This is a genomic window from Streptomyces sp. MMCC 100 (assembly GCF_041538145.2).
GTDB lineage: Bacteria > Actinomycetota > Actinomycetes > Streptomycetales > Streptomycetaceae > Streptomyces.
The window spans coordinates 6,404,613-6,418,353 of the sequence record NZ_JBGORK020000001.1 but is presented as its reverse complement, the minus strand read 5'-3'; the positions used below and the strand labels follow the sequence as shown (position 1 = coordinate 6,418,353).

Here is a 13,741-nt window from a genome sequence, read left to right as displayed (position 1 = left end):
CGGAATCGTCGCCGTCCCGGTCCGGCTGCTGTCCGGTCGGTCAGTAACCGGCGGACGGCTGCCCGTGCCAGGAACCCCACAGGGCCGCGTACGCCCCGCCCGACGCCACCAGTTCGTCGTGGGTGCCCAGCTCGGTCAGCAGGCCGTCCTCCATCACCGCCACCCGGTCGGCGTCGTGCGCGGTGTGCAGACGGTGCGCGATGGCGATGACCGTACGGCCCTTCAGCACGGCGGCCAGCGCCTGCTCCGTGTGGCGGGCCGTCGTCGGGTCCAGCAGGGCGGTGGCCTCGTCCAGGATCAGCGTGTGCGGGTCGGCCAGCACCACCCGGGCCAGGGCGAGCTGCTGGGCCTGCGAGCCGTCCGTGGAGTGCGCGTGCTCCTTCGCCCCCAGCTCGGTGCCGAGGCCGTCGGGAAGTTCCCGCACCCACTCCTCGGCGCCCACCGCGGCGAGCGCCGCCCACAACTGCGCGTCGGTGGCCGCGGGTTCGGCGATGAGGAGATTGTCGCGGACCGTGCCCAGGAACACGTGGTGCTCCTGGGTGACCAGCACCACCTGACGGCGCAGCCGTTCCGGACCCAGGGCGACCACGGGCACCCCGCCCACCGTCACCGAGCCCTCCGTCGGCGCGTCGACGCCGGCCAGCAGCCGGCTGAGCGTGGTCTTGCCCGCCCCCGACGGCCCGACGACCGCCAGCCGCTCGCCCGGCCGCACGGTCAGGTCCACCCCGCGCAGCACCTGGCCGCCCCGGTCGTAGGCGTACCGCACCCCGGACACGTCGATACGGTCGTCCGCCGGGACCGCCGACTCGTCCGCCGTCGCCCGCGGCGCGCCCGCCAGCCCCTCCACCCGGGCGAAGGAGGCCGCACCGGCCTGCAGTTGCTCGGTCCGCATCAGCACCTCGTCGAGCGGTCCGGACAGCTGCTGGAGGTACACGGCACAGGACACCACCGCGCCGAGGCTCGCCGACCCGTGCGCGTGCAGGACCCCGCCGAGCAGCAGCACGCCCGCCACGGGGAGGACGTAGGAGACGTCCACCGCCGGGAAGAACACACTGCGCAGGAACAGCGTGCGGAACCGGGTGCGCCGCGAGACCTCCAGCGCCTCATGGTTCGTCGTGACGCGCCGCTCGGCCAGCCCGAACGCCTCGACCGTGCGGGCCCCCGACACCGTGGCCGCCAGGCTCTCCGCGACGTCCGAGCCGGCCGCGCCCTCGGCGAGATAGGCCGCCCGTGCCCGGCGCAGGTACCAGCGCAGCGCGAGCCAGGCCGGCGTCAGACCCAGCACCCCGACCAGGCCGAGCAGCGGGTCGAGTACGAACACCGCGCCGGTGAGGAACAGCGCCTGCACCGCGTTGACCAGCAGCTCGGGGCCGGCGTCGCGCAGCGTCGTGCCGACGGTGGTCACGTCGGCGGTGCCGCGCGTCGTCAGGTCCCCGGTCCCCGCCCGCTCCACCACCGACGCGGGCAGCGCCAGCGCCCGGTCCACGTACCGCTCGCGCACCCGGGCGAGCGTCCGTTCCCCGAACCGGTGTCCCACGTACCGCGCCCAGCGGGCCAGCAGCAACTGCGCCAGCGAGCAGAGCAGGATGGCGAGGGCCATCCGGTCCACGGCGTCGACCCCGCCCCCGTCGCGCACCTCGTCGACGATGCGGCCCAGCAGCCACGGCCCCGCGAGCCCGGCCAGCGCGGCCAGCGCGTTGAGGCCCAGGACGACGGCGAAGGACCTCCGGTCGGCGCGTACGAGGCCGGCTGCCGCGCGGCGGACGTCGGTGCGCTCGGCCACGGGCAGCTGTGTCATCGGGCCGGCTCCCCTTCTTCGGCGCCCTCGGAGTCCCGCGCGACCAGGGCGCGGTATCCCGGCTCCGCGTCCAGGAGTTCGCGATGTGTGCCGGTTGCCGCGACCTTGCCGTCGACCAGGTGGTGTACGACGTCCGCGCGGTCGAGCAGGAGCGGCGAGGTGGCGGCCAGCACGGTGGTACGGCCCTTGCGGGCGCGTCTGAGCCGGTCGGCCACGGTGGCTTCGGTGTGGGCGTCCAGGGCGGAGGTGGGTTCCGCGGCGAGGAGGACTTCGGGGTCGGTCAGCAGGGCCCTTGCCAGGCGGATGCGCTGGCGTTGGCCGCCGGACAGGTCGTGGGCCTGGGCCGCGACCTGGGTGTTGAGCCCGTCGGGCAGGCCCCGGACGATGTCCTCGGCGGCGGCCGTGTGGATGGCGTGCGTGAGGTGCGCCAATTCGTCTGCCGCGGCCGGTTGTTCGGCTTCTGCGGGTGTGTCGTGGCTGGTCGCGCCCACGCGGCGGGGCAGCAGATCGACACTGCCCGCGCCCCTCGGGCCAGTATCCGGAACGCCTATTACAGCGCCCAGGGTGCCCGCGAAGAGGTCTGCCTCCGCGTCCGCCACCAGGATGCGGGAGCGGATCTGGGGGAGGGGGATCTCGGTCAGGGGGACGTCTCCCCAGGTCGCGTCCGACGGTGTGTAGCGGCCCAGGCGGTCCAGTACGTCGCCGGCGTCGGACGGGCGGGACGTGACCAGGGCGGTCAGGCGGCCGGGGGCGATCCGTACGCCCGAGGCGGGATCGTGGAGCACCGAGGGTTCCGCGGGGGCGTCCCGGGTGCCCTCGTCCGGTTCCGGCTCCAGGCGCAGGAAGGCGACGACCCGGCGGGCGGCCACCACGCCGCGGCTGAGCTGGTGGCCCATCTCGATGAGGAACGCCACCGGCCAGCCCAGCGCCACGACATAGCCGTACACCGACACCAGTTCGCCCACGCTGATGTGCCCCTGCGCGGCCAGCCGGGCGCCCAGCCAGGTCACCAGGGCCAGGAACAGCATCGGCAGCCCCACCCCGAGGGCCTGGATCCAGCTGGTCACCGCGCCGACCCGGTAGCCCTGCTCGCGCAGCCGGCCCGAGTCCCTGCGGAAGGCGTCCGCGACCAGGCCCTTGCCGCCCAGCCCGTTCAGCACCCGCAGCCCGCCCGCGAGGTCGCCGATCCGCGCGGTCAGTACGGACTGCCGCTCCCGGTACTCGGTCTCCCTGCCCTGCAGGCGTCCCATCAGCGGGCCGAGCACCACCCCGAGCAGCGGCACCCCGAGCAGCACCACCAGGGCGAGCCGGGTCGACACCGACAGCATCAGTCCGCCGACCGCCGCGTAGGCGACCACCGCCCCGACGCCCGGCCCCACGGCCGTCAGGGACGTGCTGATGGTCTGCACGTCGCCCACCCCGATGGTGACGACCTCGCCGGTCCCCACCTGACCGCGCAGCGCCGCTCCCAGCCGCGTCGCGTGGCCGACGACCACCTTGACGGTGCGGAAGTTGGCGTCCATCCGCACCTTCGTCATCGTGCGGTGCCGCATCATGCCCAGCCACGCGTTGACCCCGCCGACGGCGACCATGGCGCCCGTCCAGACCGCCAGCGCGCCCAGGTCACCGGGCTCCAGGCCGTGGTCGACCGCCCGGGCCGTCAGATACGGCGTCGCGGCCAGCAGCACCATCCAGACGCTCGACATCACCGCCCCCGCCAGACACCGCGGCCACTGCCGCGCGACCAGCCACCCCAGGTACCGCCAGCCGCCCCGGCGGTCCGGCGTACCCGGATCCTCGTACGCGTCGATCCTCATGCCAGGCTGTCCCGCCACGCCCGGTGCAGGTCCGCGAACCGGCCCGTGCCGGCGATCAGTTCGTCCGGGGCGCCGTCCTCGACGATCCGGCCGTGCTCCATCACCAGCACCCGGTCGGCGATCTCCACGGTGGACAGCCGGTGAGCGATCACCACCGCCGTACGGCCCTTCAGCACCGTCGTCATCGCCCGCTGCACCGCCCGCTCCCCGGGGATGTCCAGCGAACTGGTCGCCTCGTCCAGGATCAGCACCGCCGGGTCCGCGAGCAGCGCCCGCGCGAACGCCACGAGCTGCCGCTGACCGGCGGAGATACGGCCGCCCCGCTTACGGACGTCGGTGTCGTAGCCGTCGGGCAGCGCGGCGATGAAGTCATGGGCGCCGATCGCCTTCGCGGCCCGCTCGATCTCCTCCCGCGTCGCCTCCGGACGGCCGATGGCGATGTTGTCCGCGACCGTGCCGGAGAACAGGAACGCCTCCTGCGTCACCATCACCACCCCGCGCCGCAGTTCCGGCACGGCCAGGTCGCGCAGGTCGGTGCCGTCCAGCAGGACCCGCCCGCCCGAGGGGTCGTAGAACCGGGCGAGCAGTTTGGCCAGCGTCGACTTGCCCGCGCCGGTCGAGCCCACGACGGCGACCGTCTGCCCGGCCGGGAGCGTCAGCTCGAAGCACGGCAGCACCTCGCCGCCGGTGCGGTAGCCGAAGCTCACCGACTCGAAGACGACCTCGCGGCCGGGGTGCTCCGACTCCAGCCGCGGCAGCTCCTTCGGCGCGGTCGGCTCGGGCACCGACGGCGTCCGGGCCAGCAGCCCGGCGATCTTCTCCAGCGAGGCCGCCGCCGACTGGTAGGAGTTCAGGAACATGCCGAGCCGGTCGATCGGGTCGTACAGCCGGCGCAGGTACAGCACCGCCGCCGCCAGCACACCGAGCGCCAGTGTGCCGTCGGCGACCCGGTAGGCGCCCCACAGCACGATCCCCGCGACGGCCGTGTTGGCGACCAGCCGGGAACCGACGACATAACGGGCCATCTCCAGCAGCGCGTCGCCGTTGGTCCGCTCGTGACGGTGGTTCAGGACCGCGAAGTCGGCGTCGTTGGCGGCCTCCCGGCGGAAGGCGCGCACCGGCCGGATGCCGTTCATCGTCTCCACGAACTTCACGATCACCGCCGCGATCGCCGTGGACCGCTGCCGGTACACCCGCCCCGCGCGCCGCTGGTAGAGCCGCACCAGTGCGTACAGCGGCACGAACGACGCCACCGCGACGGAGCCGAGGCCGAGGTCCAGCCAGAGCAGCAGCGCGGCGATGTAGACGAAGGAGAGGATGACCGTCACCAGCTCCTGCAGGCCCTCGTCGAGCAGTTCGCGCAGGGATTCCACGTCCGTGGTGGAGCGGGAGATGAGACGGCCCGAGGTGTAGCGCTCGTGGAAGTCGACGCTCAGCGCCTGCGCGTGCCGGAAGATGCGGCCGCGCAGGTCGAGCAGCACGTCCTGGCTGACGCGGGCCGCGGCGGCGATGAAGGCGTACTGGAGCGAGCCCGCTGCCAGCGAGCACAGCAGATAGCCGGCGCCCACCGCGATCAGCGGACCGTGGTCGTCGTCCCGCAGGGCCGGCACGGCGTGGTCGATGGCGTACGCCACCAGCAGCGGGCCCGCCTGCACGGCCGCCTGCTGGAGCAGCAGGAGGAGGACGGTGAGGGCGACGCGTGCCTTCATCGGCGACAGCAGGGAGCGCAGCAGGGCGCGGGTCGCGCCCGGCGGGCTGGGCAGGACGTCCTGGTCGAACGACTCGTCGTCGGCGGTGCGGGTCGCAGCCTCGGCCGGGTCCCCGTGCCCGGGGTCCTCCGGCTGGTCCCTCTCCGGCGCCGTGGCCGTGGGCGCGGTCATCTGCCGTCCCCTTCCTGGGATCCCTCGTCGTTCTCGTGCCCGTCGAGCCCGGACATCAGATGGGCGTACTCGGGGCTGGTGCGCAGCAGTTCGTGATGGGTGCCGACGGCGGTGATCCGGCCCTCGGAGAGCAGGGCGACGCGGTCGGCGAGCAGGACGGTGGAGGGGCGGTGGGCCACGATCAGCGCGGTGGTGTCCGCGAGGACCTGCCGCAGGGCGGCCTCCACGGCGGCCTCCGTGTGCACGTCCAGCGCGGACAGCGGGTCGTCCAGGACGAGGAACCTCGGTCTGCCCACCACCGCCCGCGCGAGCGCGAGGCGCTGACGTTGGCCGCCGGAGAGGCTGAGGCCCTGCTCGCCGACCTGGGTGCCGGTGCCCTGGGGGAGCGCGTGCGCGAAGTCGGCCTGCGCGACGGCGAGCGCACGGTCCAGCTCCTCCTCGCCGGCGCCCTCGCCGGTCCCCATCAGCACGTTCTCACCGACGGTGGCCGAGAAAAGGGTGGGCTCCTCGAAGGCCACGGCGACCATCGAGCGCAGCTCCTCGCGGGACAGGGCGGTGATGTCCTCGCCGTCCAGCGTGATCCGGCCCTCGGTCACCTCGTGCAGGCGGGGGACGAGCGCGGTCAGCGTCGTCTTGCCACTGCCGGTGGCGCCGACCAGGGCCATGGACTCACCGGAGCGGATGTGCAGGTTGACGTCCGTCAGAAGGGGCGGCGAGTCGGGGGCTGCGTCGGGGTACCGGAACCGGACGTTCTCGAACCGTAGTCCGCCCGCCGCAGCGGCACCCCGCTCCGCCGGGCTGCGCTCGCCACCTCCCCGCACCAGCGCACGTTCGCCGGCGACACCCTGCGTTTCGACCTCCGCGTCCATCACCTCGAAGTACCGGTCCGTGGCCGTCGCCGCCTCCTGGCTCATCGCCAGCAGGAAGCCGATGGACTCCACCGGCCACCGCAGCGCCAGCGCCGTGGACAGGAACGCCACCAGCGTCCCCGCCGACAGCGACCCGTCCGCCACCTGCACCGCCCCGACCACCAGCGCGGCACCGATCGCCACCTCGGGCAGCGTCACGATGACCGCCCAGATGGCCGCCAGCAGCCGCGCCTTGCGCAGCTCCGTGCCCCGCAGCGTGTGCGACAGCTCGTGGAAGGCACGGGCCTGGCTGCGGTGCCTGCCGAAGCCCTTGATGATCCGGATGCCGAGCACGCTCTCCTCGACCACGGTCGTCAGATCCCCGACCTGGTCCTGCGCGCGCCGCGCCACCGCGGAGTACTTCTTCTCGAAGATCCCGCAGGTGATCATCACCGGGATGGCGGGCCCGAGGATGACCAGCCCCAGCGTCCAGTCCTGGACCAGCATGATGCCCACGCCGACCAGGATCGTGACGCCGTTGACCAGCAGGAACGTCAGCGGGAAGGCGAGGAACATGCGGAGCAGCATCAGGTCGGTCGTCCCGCGCGACAGCAACTGCCCCGAGGCCCAGCGGTCGTGGAAGGCCACCGGCAGCCGTTGCAGATGCCGGTACAGGTCCGCGCGCATCCCCGCCTCGACCCCCGCCAGCGGCCGGGCCACCAGCCACCGCCGCAGCCCGAACAGCAGCGCCTCCGCCAGCCCGAGGAGCAGCAGGTACAGCGCCCCGAGCCACACGCCCGCCGGGTCGCCGTCGGCGATCGGCCCGTCCACCATCCACTTCAGGACGAGCGGGATCACCAGCCCCACGCAGGAGGCGAGGATCGCTGTCACCGCGGCCGTCCCCAACCGTGCGCGCACCGGCCGTACATAGGGCCACAGCCGCAGCAGGGCACGTACGGTGGAACGCTTCTCGGCAGCGTCCGGGACGGGTTCCGGAGCGGATTCGGGGGCGAGATCCGGGGCGGGGGCAGGTGTCGTGGGCATCAGCAGCGAGCCTACGGTTCGCCACTGACACTGCCCACCGAGTTTTCGAGCCCGCCCGGGGTCGTACGGAAGCCCCGCAGGGGTCGTACGGGGGCATCGACCGTTCGGCTGATGCGCCTTCGAGCGCGTCGGCCGATGTGCCGGCCCCCCGGCCGCCGGGAGGCTGGTGCCATGCCCGTCATCCAAGTCACCGACCTGCGCAAGTCCTACGGCGGCCGACCCGTCGTCGACGGTGTGTCCTTCGCCGTCGAGGAAGGCGAGATCTTCGGCGTCCTCGGCCCCAACGGAGCCGGCAAGACCACCACCGTCGAGTGCGTCGAGGGACTGCGCGTCCCCGACGCCGGCCGGGTCCGCGTCGCCGGGCTCGACCCCGTCGCCGACCACCAGCGGGTCGCCGAGGTCCTCGGCGCCCAGCTCCAGCAGAGCGAACTCCAGCCCAAGCTCACCGTCCGCGAGGCCCTGGAGCTGTACGCCGCCTTCTACCCGAAGCCGGCCGACTGGCGCCCGCTCGCCGAGCGGCTCGACCTCGCCCCGATGCTGGACACCCGGTTCGGCAAGCTCTCCGGCGGTCAGAAGCAGCGCCTGTTCATCGCGCTCGCGCTGGTCGGCGACCCCCGTGTCGTCGTGCTGGACGAGCTGACCACCGGCCTGGACCCGCGCGCCCGCCGGGAGACCTGGCGGCTCATCGAGGACATCCGCTCGGGCGGGGTCACCGTCCTGCTGGTCACCCACTTCATGGAGGAGGCCCAGCGGCTGTGCGACCGGATCGCGGTGATCGACCGGGGCCGGGTCGTCGCCCTGGACACCCCGGCCGGGCTGATCCGGCGCTCGGCGGGCGCCACCGTCATCAGCTTCACCCCGTCCGTGCCCCTGGACGAGGCGGACCTGCGCGCACTGCCCGAGCTCGTCTCCGTGGAGTTCAAGGACGGCCGCGTCACCCTGTCCGGCACGGACGAGACGGTCAACGCCGTCGTCACCCTGCTCGCCCGCACCCGCGTCACCGCCCACCAGCTCCGGGTCACCGACACCACGCTGGACGACGCCTTCCTGGACCTCACGGAGGCCACCGCATGACCACCGACGTCTTCGACACCGCCGTACTGAAGACCGAGCTGCGGCTGTTCAGCCGCGAACCGGGCGCCCTGTTCTGGATGCTGGCGTTCCCGACCCTGCTGCTGGTGATCCTCGGTTCCATCCCGTCCTTCCGCGAGGCCGACGCTTCCTTCGGCGGGCTGCGCCCGGTCGACGCCTATGTGCCGGTGGCCGTGCTCCTGGGCCTGACCGTCGGCGGGCTGCAGGGCATGCCCCAGGTCCTCACCGGCTACCGGGAGCGCGGCATCCTGCGCCGGATGTCCGCCACGCCGGTGCGTCCGGCGGCGCTGCTGTCCGCCCAGATGGTGGTGTGCGGCGCGGCTGCCCTGGTCTCGGCGCTTCTCGCGCTCGCGGTCGGCCGGCTCGCCTTCGACGTGAGCCTGCCCGCCCAGCCCCTCGGCTACCTCCTGGCACTGCTGCTGGCCGTGCTCGCCGCGCTCTCCCTGGGCGCCGTGCTCTCCGCGCTGTCCCGCACCACGAAGATCGCCGGCGCGATCGGGTCGGCCGCGCTGTTCCCGGCGATGTTCTGCGCGGGCGTGTGGCTGCCGGTGCAGGCCATGCCGGACCTGCTGGCCCGCATCGTCGGCTGGACCCCGTTCGGCGCCGCCGCGCAGGCCCTCAACGAGGCGGCGGCGGGCGACTGGCCGGGCTGGTCCCACCTGGCGGTGCCGGCGGCCTGGACGGTGCTGCTCACGGCGGCGGCCTCGCGCTGGTTCCGCTGGGAGTGACCGGAAGCGAGAGGGAGTGGGGAGACGGCGGCGTGTCCGACAATGACGCCATGACGGAGACGACGGCGGTCGACGAGCGGTGGGCGGCGTTCCACCGCTGGGGACCGTACGCCCTGCTGGCCGTCGGGACCCTGGTCGCCTGGTCGGCCGCCGACGCCATCGGCATGACGACCGGCGAACGCCGGGCGAGCGGCGCCCTGATCGGCGCGGCCGTCGTGCTGCAGCTGTGGTGGAACCGGGCCGCGCGCACCCGCCCCGAACCGTCCCCGGCCGGCACCTGCTACTACGTCGTCCGCTGGGCCCTCGGCTTCGCCCTCACCTGGCTGAACCCGCTGTTCGCCTTCTACGCGGTCGTCGGTTACTTCGGCGCCCAGCACCTGCTGCCGCGCCGGCTGTGCCGGGCCGGGCTGTTCGCCACCGCCGTCACCCTCGCGGGTTCGCAGTCCGGCGGGCTGCCGCCGAACGGGGTCATGGGGTGGGTGCTGTTCGGCGCGATCCTCACCGTCAACAGCATGCTGGTGGCCCTCTTCGCGCACTTCGCCGCGCTGGAGGAGGCCCGCAGCCGCGCCCGCGTCGAGACCATCACCGAACTGGAGCGCACCAACACCGCCCTGCAGCAGGCCCTCGACGAGAACGCCGCGCTCCACGCCCAGCTCCTCGTCCAGGCACGGGAGGCCGGGGTCGCCGACGAGCGCAGGCGGCTGGCCGCCGAGATCCACGACACCCTCGCCCAGGGCCTGACCGGCATCATCGCCCAGCTCCAGGTCGTGGCGGCCACCCCGGACCCGGCGCTCGGCCGCGAGCACCTGGACCGGGCCCTCGCCCTGGCCCGGCACAGCCTCGGCGAGGCCCGCCGCTCCGTGCACAACCTCTCGCCGGTCGCGCTGGCCGACGACGGACTGCCGGACGCGCTGAAGAAGACGGTCACCGAGTGGGGCGGGCGCACCGGCGTCCAGGCCCGGTTCACCGTCACCGGCACCGCCGAACACCTCCACGACGAGGTCGCCGCCACGCTCCTGCGCATCGCCCAGGAGGCCCTGTCCAACACGGCCCGGCACGCCGCCGCCGACCGGGTCGGCGTCACCCTCTCCTACATGGGCGACGAGGTCACCCTCGACATCCGCGACGACGGCCGGGGCTTCGACCCGCTGACCGCGCGGGAGCGCACTCCCGCCGGCGGCTTCGGCCTCGACGGCATGCGGGCCCGCGCCGAGCGCATCGCCGGTTCGCTCGCCGTGGAGGCGGAACCGGGGTACGGCACGGCCGTCTCCGCTCGCGTACCGTTGGTCCGCCATGACCGATGACGCCATGACCGATGAGCCATGACCGATGACGCCGCGACCGATGACGCCGCGATCTCCCTCCTCGTCGTCGACGACCACCCCGTGGTCCGCGACGGCCTGCGCGGCATGTTCGAGTCCGCGCCGGGCTTCCGGGTCCTCGGCGAGGCGGCGAGCGGCGTCGAGGCGCTGGAACGGGCCGCCGCGCTCGACCCCGACGTGATCCTCATGGACCTGCGGATGCCGGGTGGTTCGGGTGTGGATGCCATCCGGGAGCTGACCCGGCGCGGCGCCCGCGCGAGGGTGCTCGTGCTCACCACGTACGACACCGACTCCGACACCCTGCCCGCGATCGAGGCGGGCGCGACCGGCTACCTCCTCAAGGACGCGCCCCGCGAGGACCTGTTCACCGCGGTCCGCGCGGCGGCCGAGGGGCACACGGTCCTCTCCCCGGCGGTCGCCTCCAGGCTGGTCTCCGCCGTCCGCGCCTCCAAGACCCCCGGCGGCGAGCCCCTCTCCGCCCGCGAGCGCGAGGTGCTCGCCCTGGTGGCGCGCGGCACCTCCAACAAGGAGATCGCCCGGGAGCTGTTCATCAGCGAGGCGACCGTCAAGACCCACCTCACCCACCTGTACGCCAAACTCGGCGTGAGCGACCGGGCGGCGGCCGTCGCGACGGCCTACGACCGGGGCATCCTCGGCTGAACCGGCCGCCACCCGACGCGGCTTCGGACCCGTGCCGCCCGACGCGGTTTCGGACCCGGGCGCCGTCCGCGGCTTCGGACCCGCCCGCGTTCACCCCGCCCGCAGCAGCAGCACCGTTCGCCCCGGTACCGTGATCTCCGCCCCCGCCGGATGCGTGACACCCGGTGCCCCGCCCTGCTCCTCCCGGCCGGTGTCCACGACCACCTCGTACCGCTCCGCCCACGGGGGACCGGGCAGGACGAAGCCGGCCGGCTCCCCGCCCGCGTGGAGGACGGCCAGGAAGCTGTCGTCGACGATCGGGTCGCCGTGCTCGTCGCGGCCCGGGATGTCCCGCCCGGACAGATACATGCCGAGGGTGGCGGCGGGGGCGTACCAGTCCCGCTCCGTCATCTCCGTACCGCCCGCGGTGAACCAGGCCAGGTCGCGCAGGCCGTCCGCGGAGTAGGCGCGGCCGGAGAAGAAGGCCCGGCGGCGCAGGACCGGGTGCCGGTGGCGCAGGGCGATCAGCCGGGAGGCCAGCTCGAACAGCGGGCGCCACTCCGGGTCGTCCAGCAGGCTCCAGTCCACCCAGCCGATCTCGTTGTCCTGGCAGTAGGCGTTGTTGCTCCCGCGCTGGGTGCGGCCCATCTCGTCGCCCGCGACGAGCATCGGCACCCCGGTCGACAGCAGCAGCGTGGTCAGCAGGTTGCGGAGCTGGCGGCGGCGCAGCGCACGCACCTCCGCGTCGTCCGTCTCGCCCTCCGCGCCGCAGTTCCAGGACCGGTTGTCGTCCGTGCCGTCCCGGTTGCCCTCGCCGTTGGCCTCGTTGTGCTTGCGCTCGTACGACACCAGGTCGCGGAGCGTGAAGCCGTCGTGCGCGGTGACGAAGTTGACCGAGGCGTACGGCCGCCGTCCGCCCCACGCGTACAGGTCGCTGGAGCCCGACAGGCGGTACCCCATCTCCCGCACGTCCGGCAGCCCGTGCCGCCAGAAGTCCCGCACGGCGTCCCGGTACCGGTCGTTCCACTCGGTCCACAGCGGCGGGAAGGCGCCCACCTGGTAGCCGCCCGAGCCGACGTCCCACGGCTCGGCGATCAGCTTCACCCGGCGCAGCACCGGATCCTGGGCGATCACCGCGAGGAACGGGGAGAGCATGTCGACGTCGTGCATCGAGCGGGCCAGCGCCGCCGCCAGGTCGAAGCGGAAGCCGTCCACGCCCATCTCGGTGACCCAGTACCGCAGCGAGTCGGTGATCAGGCGCAGCACGTGCGGCTGGACGACGTGCAGGGTGTTGCCGCAGCCGGTGTAGTCGGCGTACCGGCGCGCGTCGGGCTGGAGGCGGTAGTAACCGCGGTTGTCGATGCCCTTCAGGGAGAGCGTCGGGCCCAGCTCGCCGGCCTCGGCGGTGTGGTTGTAGACCACGTCGAGGATCACCTCGATGCCGGCCGCGTGCAGCGCGCGCACCATCCGCTTGAACTCGCCGACCTGCTCACCGGTGGTACCGGAGGCGGCGTAGGCGGCGTGCGGGGCGAAGTAGCCGACCGAGTTGTAGCCCCAGTAGTTGCGCAGGCCGCGCTCCAGCAGGTGGCTCTCGTGCGCGAACTGGTGCACCGGCAGCAGCTCCACCGCCGTCACGCCCAGCCGCGTCAGGTGCCCGATCGCCGCCGGGTGCGCGAGGCCCGCGTACGTGCCGCGCAGCTCGGGCGGGATGTCCGGGTGGAGCTTGGTGAAGCCGCGCACGTGCAGCTCGTAGATGACCGAGTCCGCCCACGGTGTCTTGGGCCGGCGGTCGTCCGACCAGTCGTCGTCGTCGTGGACCACGACGCCCTTCGGGACGTACGGCGCCGAGTCCCGGTCGTCGCGCACGGTGTCCGCCACCCGCTGCTCCGGCCAGTCGCGGACGTGCCCGTACACCTCGGGCGGCAGCGCGCTGTAATCATTCCCTTTGGCGCCGTCCACGGCGCGGGCGTACGGGTCGAGGAGCAGCTTCGCCGGGTTCCAGCGGGCGCCGGTCCACGGGTCCCAGGGGCCGTGCACCCGGTAGCCGTAGCGCTGCCCGGGCCGGACGCCCGGCACGAAGCCGTGCCAGATCTCGTGCGTCAGCTCGGTCAGCCGCACCCGGCTCTCCCTGGCGCCGGGACCCGGCCCGTCGAACAGGCACAGCTCCACCGCCTCAGCCCCGCCCGCCCACAGCGCGAAGTTGGTTCCCGCCACCTGGTCCGGGCCGGTCCGGAACCGGGCGCCCAGCGGCACCGGGGTGCCCGGCCGGGCCGGCACGGCGGGTGGCGGAGCGGCGCGCCGCGCGCCGTTCACCACGACGGCGGGGCGCCCGTCCGCGGTGGCCCGCCCGTCCGCGGTGACCTGCCCGTCCGCGGCGGCCCGCTTCCCGGCCGCCGCCTCCTGCTCGGCTGCGCTGGACACCTGTCAGCCTCCCACGGCTCGTGGAACGACGTCCGGCAGGAGGGCGCGCGGCGTCCCGGCCGCTGCTCCCCGTCGCGTCGTCCTCCCCACAGTTCTGCCCACCGGGTGGCTCGCACTCACGTTTCCCCAGGGCCCACCGGTCGTTACGGGTG

The 13,741-nt window shown here is 73.8% G+C and carries 9 protein-coding genes; 4 read left to right on the top strand and 5 right to left on the bottom strand.

Annotated features, from left to right (window positions below):
- Positions 1 to 40 precede the first annotated feature (40 nt).
- From ABS735_RS29560 to ABS735_RS29545, 4 genes are read right to left on the bottom strand one after another with little or no spacing between them, the layout of a single operon-like run.
- Positions 41 to 1,798 carry an ABC transporter ATP-binding protein gene (locus ABS735_RS29560; protein ID WP_373904501.1) on the bottom strand — a complete coding sequence of 586 codons (1,758 nt, stop codon included), beginning with the start codon at positions 1,796 to 1,798 and terminating at the stop codon, positions 41 to 43.
- Positions 1,795 to 3,615: an ABC transporter transmembrane domain-containing protein gene (locus tag ABS735_RS29555; protein WP_373904500.1), complete on the bottom strand. Its 1,821-nt coding sequence runs from the start codon at positions 3,613 to 3,615 to the stop codon at positions 1,795 to 1,797. Before ABS735_RS29555 ends, ABS735_RS29560 begins: the two co-directional genes overlap by 4 nt.
- A complete protein-coding gene (locus ABS735_RS29550) occupies positions 3,612 to 5,495 on the bottom strand; it encodes an ABC transporter ATP-binding protein (protein ID WP_373904499.1) in 1,884 nt (627 codons plus the stop codon). Before ABS735_RS29550 ends, ABS735_RS29555 begins: the two co-directional genes overlap by 4 nt.
- Positions 5,492 to 7,387 carry an ABC transporter ATP-binding protein gene (locus ABS735_RS29545; RefSeq protein ID WP_373904498.1) on the bottom strand — a complete coding sequence of 632 codons (1,896 nt, stop codon included), beginning with the start codon at positions 7,385 to 7,387 and terminating at the stop codon, positions 5,492 to 5,494. Before ABS735_RS29545 ends, ABS735_RS29550 begins: the two co-directional genes overlap by 4 nt.
- A 171-nt stretch (positions 7,388 to 7,558) precedes the next feature.
- Here ABS735_RS29545 and ABS735_RS29540 point away from each other — a divergent pair, with 171 nt between their 5' ends.
- Genes ABS735_RS29540 through ABS735_RS29525 form a run of 4 tightly spaced genes read left to right on the top strand, consistent with a single transcriptional unit; the run spans position 7,559 to position 11,189 of the window.
- Positions 7,559 to 8,461: an ABC transporter ATP-binding protein gene (locus tag ABS735_RS29540; protein WP_373904497.1), complete on the top strand. Its 903-nt coding sequence runs from the start codon at positions 7,559 to 7,561 to the stop codon at positions 8,459 to 8,461.
- On the top strand, positions 8,458 to 9,207 hold the full coding sequence (locus tag ABS735_RS29535) for an ABC transporter permease (RefSeq protein ID WP_373904496.1): 750 nt from the start codon (positions 8,458 to 8,460) through the stop codon (positions 9,205 to 9,207). The genes ABS735_RS29540 and ABS735_RS29535 overlap by 4 nt, the downstream gene beginning before the upstream one ends.
- A 50-nt stretch (positions 9,208 to 9,257) precedes the next feature.
- Complete coding sequence (locus ABS735_RS29530) at positions 9,258 to 10,511, top strand: sensor histidine kinase (RefSeq protein ID WP_373904495.1); 1,254 nt, start codon at positions 9,258 to 9,260, stop codon at positions 10,509 to 10,511.
- An 18-nt stretch (positions 10,512 to 10,529) separates the two neighbouring features.
- The gene (locus ABS735_RS29525; RefSeq protein WP_373904494.1) at positions 10,530 to 11,189 is read left to right on the top strand and encodes a response regulator; all 660 of its coding nucleotides are present in this window, start codon (positions 10,530 to 10,532) and stop codon (positions 11,187 to 11,189) included.
- 90 nt (positions 11,190 to 11,279) lie between these two features.
- Here ABS735_RS29525 and glgX read toward each other — a convergent pair whose 3' ends face one another.
- Complete coding sequence (gene glgX, locus ABS735_RS29520; protein ID WP_373904493.1) at positions 11,280 to 13,589, bottom strand: glycogen debranching protein GlgX; 2,310 nt, start codon at positions 13,587 to 13,589, stop codon at positions 11,280 to 11,282.
- Between the last annotated feature and the right edge of the window lie 152 nt (positions 13,590 to 13,741).

What these genes read in the sequence shown, in the direction of transcription:
- ABS735_RS29560 (WP_373904501.1), bottom strand. Translation starts at nt 1,798, where the DNA reads ATGACACAGCTGCCCGTGGCCGAGCGCACCGACGTCCGCCGCGCGGCA.
- ABS735_RS29545 (WP_373904498.1), bottom strand. Translation starts at nt 7,387, where the DNA reads ATGCCCACGACACCTGCCCCCGCCCCGGATCTCGCCCCCGAATCCGCT.
- ABS735_RS29530 (WP_373904495.1), top strand. Translation starts at nt 9,258, where the DNA reads ATGACGGAGACGACGGCGGTCGACGAGCGGTGGGCGGCGTTCCACCGC.
- ABS735_RS29550 (WP_373904499.1), bottom strand. Translation starts at nt 5,495, where the DNA reads ATGACCGCGCCCACGGCCACGGCGCCGGAGAGGGACCAGCCGGAGGAC.
- ABS735_RS29535 (WP_373904496.1), top strand. Translation starts at nt 8,458, where the DNA reads ATGACCACCGACGTCTTCGACACCGCCGTACTGAAGACCGAGCTGCGG.
- ABS735_RS29555 (WP_373904500.1), bottom strand. Translation starts at nt 3,615, where the DNA reads ATGAGGATCGACGCGTACGAGGATCCGGGTACGCCGGACCGCCGGGGC.
- ABS735_RS29525 (WP_373904494.1), top strand. Translation starts at nt 10,530, where the DNA reads ATGACCGATGACGCCGCGACCGATGACGCCGCGATCTCCCTCCTCGTC.
- ABS735_RS29540 (WP_373904497.1), top strand. Translation starts at nt 7,559, where the DNA reads ATGCCCGTCATCCAAGTCACCGACCTGCGCAAGTCCTACGGCGGCCGA.